This window comes from Dapis brunnea BLCC-M229, assembly GCF_050015995.1.
Taxonomy (GTDB): domain Bacteria; phylum Cyanobacteriota; class Cyanobacteriia; order Cyanobacteriales; family Microcoleaceae; genus Trichodesmium.
In genome coordinates, this window is sequence record NZ_JBNHEP010000263.1 from 1 (window position 1) to 3,510 (window position 3,510).

A 3,510-nucleotide genomic window follows, 5' to 3' on the forward strand; every position below is an offset into this window, starting at 1 on the left:
ATCTAGACTTAGACAAATCTCTCTAGTTCACTTTGACAAAAAATTGAGAGTCTTAGAGATTGTTTGTAAAGGAAATATAAAAAGGAGATAGGGAACAGGGAACAGGGAACAGGGAACAGGGAACAGGGAATAGGGAATAGGGAATAGGGAATAAGGAGGAAGAAATCAAGACAAATATTTGTCGCTTAAAAATCTAGGAATATATGTACTGAATACTTCTCTACCTACCAAATTTCAATCTCTTGAAGTATTACCGCTTTTAGATTTTAGTCACTCGCATGTTCTCTTAATACTTATTTTACAAACAGTCTCTTAATCCAAATCTCTCACCCACAAAACCAGAAAAATTGATAACTGGAAAACCCACCAGAGAATATTCCCAAAAATCCTACTCAGACCAGAAAAAATCTGACTGCCTAGACCTCATAATTGAGAAATTTTTCTTCAGAAAGACTCCCAGAAATATCTATATAGATGTAGACTCAGACAAATCTCTCTAGTTCACTTGTAATGGAGCGTCGTATGGGAAAAGCAATCAATGTGCGGTTTTCCTGCTGAGTGTGCTATAGTAGTAAAATTAAGGCTGCTGGACTAGCAGTGTCTAGGGGAGCTGTCGGATTCGCGACGTACTGTGGAGCGACCGTAAGACCGGAAAGAGGCTCAACCTTGGAGGTAGCTGCATTGTTTCGCGGAGCGACTTGAATTGCGCAGCTCCTCTGCAAGAGGCAGCAGAAAGCCCAAATAGCGCGATGGTTAGGAATCCCGCCCTGTCTCCTCGAGCAGCGTCGGGAGGATGCCAATAAGCGGTAAATAAATTGAATCAATTAACTCCCACTCGTGTCCGACCAAAGATTTGAGTGGGATTTTTAGTGTCTATTGTTTATCCCAGTGAATTTCAATATTGCCCCCAATTATTTCTTTAGCCAGTGTCATTCTGGGGTCTCTATAGTCTGTTCCACCACCTGGTGCTTTTAGGATAAATCTTGGAGTTTCATTTTTGGACTTTTTGGTTTCAGGTGGTTGTTCAAAACCTTTAAACTTTTGTATTGATTTATATGTCCATTTATCTTATATTCAGGTATGTTAAAGATATTTAAAATCACCTTACCTTTTTCAAGATAGCCATGGCCGTAACTTTCAGGGAAAATTTGAATAAAATCCCAGACAGATTGACCAGGTTCAATTAGTATTGAATAAAGTTCACTTTGGGCGACTTCGTAGTCTTGGGCACATTTGGATAAAATTTCATCAGCTTCCGAGTCGGTACGCACAGGTAAGTTTGAAGCCAGTAACTTTGGATTATCTGTGAAAAACTGTTTTTCATATACATCTATTTCACTTAAATAACCCCAGTGTTCACGCCGACCCATATAGCGAGTTCGATTATCAGCACTGACCCACCAATTCACAAACTCAAAAGCTTCATCAACTTGGACATTTTTAGTATCATAATGTCTGAAATCAATAAAATCCATACCTAAGTAGATTAGATTAGGACAAACCATTGTTGCACAGGAAATGAAATCTTGATTATCCGTTTCCAACGACGCTAAAGGATGAAGCGACATCTGAACACCTGGTAATTTAGTTAACAACTTGTCCACTTCTGTTTTAATTAGTGGGCGGTGATTTTTAAATATTTCTGGCGTGTTATAATTATCAAACTCTGTTTGCACACCAGGTTTTGTATTGAATAAATTTTTAACTTTTTCAGAAGGTACTTGAGACATATCCAATATTATCCAATCATCCTCAAAACCAATTCTTTTAGCTTCAGGACAGATTGACATTACTTCTCCAAACATTTCTGGTTCGATCTCCAGTCTTTCAATTTTCTTCATAATTTCCTCCTATTGTTTGTATAAATGGCCATATAGTGGCCTTAAGTAGATTACTTTTGCAATCTGCAATCTTATAAAAGTATTACCCAACTGTGCTAAGTTCGGATTTAGTTGAAGTTCAGTTTCAAATCTCTCTATGGTCAACATAGTGAACTTACCAAGTGTCAAGTTGTGAGACAAGGGCAAAGTTTTAATATGGTGTTTCTCTTCAGGTGTAACAGAGATTGCCAATTGTGGTAACTGACGTTGTTCCATGATTTTTTGATTTTGTAACCTTAAACATATATTATATACACCCAAAGTTGAAAAGACAGTCAACATCTTTTATCTTCAGGTCTTCCAGAAGGTTTATATACAGTGCAGTTGTGGACTTAGAAGCGTACCTCTTTGATCTTAATAGTTACGGTAAATATAAGTCTCTTGGTAGGATTCTATATTGGTATCTATAAGGTCCCAGTATGCCCGATTAGGAAATTTATGGTTGAGCTTGCTATATCCAATCACTTTAATTTATGAAATTACTAACAAATATTGTTTTGCTTTTATTGCAGACTTTAATATCTGCAATCACTTATTTTTTTTGAGGAGCATAAAATATTATTATTTGACTTTTATTGTGGATACTACAGTCGGCAATCGCGCTTAAGTAATCAAAGCAAAATAAATAATAGTTCTGCTACTTCACAGTAAAACAAAATCATCCTACCGGATATTTTCACTTATTTACATTCAGAATTTATTATGAGCTGAATAAAACTTTGAGGAGGCAATCATTGTTCCACCCTGCTCTTTTTCGTTTGTTTTTTATTCCGGTTTTTACAGTTTTTTTCTTGATTTAATAAATTTAAAGCTATTTGCTTAATTACTGTCAAATTTTCTGGAGCATTATATGCATTTAATTCTAGAGTCATCTTCCTGAAATTGAACATCTAAAACCCAATTTAATTGATTTTCAATTCCCCAATAGCCACGAGTAGCTTCAGCTAAATTTTCTGCATTATTTGAGCAACTACTAATGTAATATCTTCGTTCACAGGTTATTTTTCCTTCTTTATAAGCTTCTATATCTACCCATGTATCTGCACCAGAAATCACAGCACAAATCGTAATTGTAATAATATCAATTAATTTATGGCGTTTTTTTCTCTCCACTCTGGGGTCTTCTAAACTGCTAAAATATTCACAAATACTCTTCTTAGGCTGGAGTTTCATTGTTAAATATTGTGATTATTTAGACAATATCTGACTGCCTACACCTGAGAATTGAGAAACTTTTCTTCACAGCGACTCCGATAAATATCTATATATATAGATGTAGACTCAGACAAATTTCCCTAGTTAGCTTTGCCAAAAAAATTGAGAGTTTCAAACAAAATCTCTCACTGACAAAACCAGAAAAATTGAGTAGTCGAAAACCGAGGAGATAATATTCCCAAAAATCCTACTCAGACCAGAAAAAATCTGACTGTCTACACCTGAGAATTGAGAAACTTTTCTTCACAGCGACTCCGATAAATATCTATATATATAGATGTAGACTCAGACAAATTTCCCTAGTTAGCTTTGCCAAAAAAATTGAGAGTTTCAAACAAAATCTCTCACTGACAAAACCAGAAAAATTGAGTAGTCGAAAACCGAGGAGATAATATTCCCAAAAATCCTACTCAGA

Annotated in this window: 2 protein-coding genes and 1 pseudogene; all 3 read right to left on the reverse strand. The window is 35.6% G+C overall.

From position 1 onward, the window contains the following. Positions 1-971 precede the first annotated feature (971 nt). Positions 972-1,841 (reverse strand): hypothetical protein, encoded by an 870-nt coding sequence (locus ACP6PM_RS30315; RefSeq protein ID WP_426590595.1) that lies wholly within the window; start codon positions 1,839-1,841, stop codon positions 972-974. A 9-nt stretch (positions 1,842-1,850) separates the two neighbouring features. Beyond that, complete coding sequence (locus ACP6PM_RS30320) at positions 1,851-2,096, reverse strand: hypothetical protein (RefSeq protein ID WP_426590596.1); 246 nt, start codon at positions 2,094-2,096, stop codon at positions 1,851-1,853. Between the two features lie 786 nt (positions 2,097-2,882). Continuing rightward, positions 2,883-3,053: pseudogene (locus ACP6PM_RS30325) on the reverse strand (transposase family protein); the annotation flags it as partial. Between the last annotated feature and the right edge of the window lie 457 nt (positions 3,054-3,510).

Excerpts from the sequence above, each read along its gene's own strand:
- ACP6PM_RS30320 (WP_426590596.1), bottom strand. The coding sequence starts at position 2,096 with ATGGAACAACGTCAGTTACCACAATTGGCAATCTCTGTTACACCTGAA.
- ACP6PM_RS30315 (WP_426590595.1), bottom strand. The coding sequence starts at position 1,841 with ATGAAGAAAATTGAAAGACTGGAGATCGAACCAGAAATGTTTGGAGAA.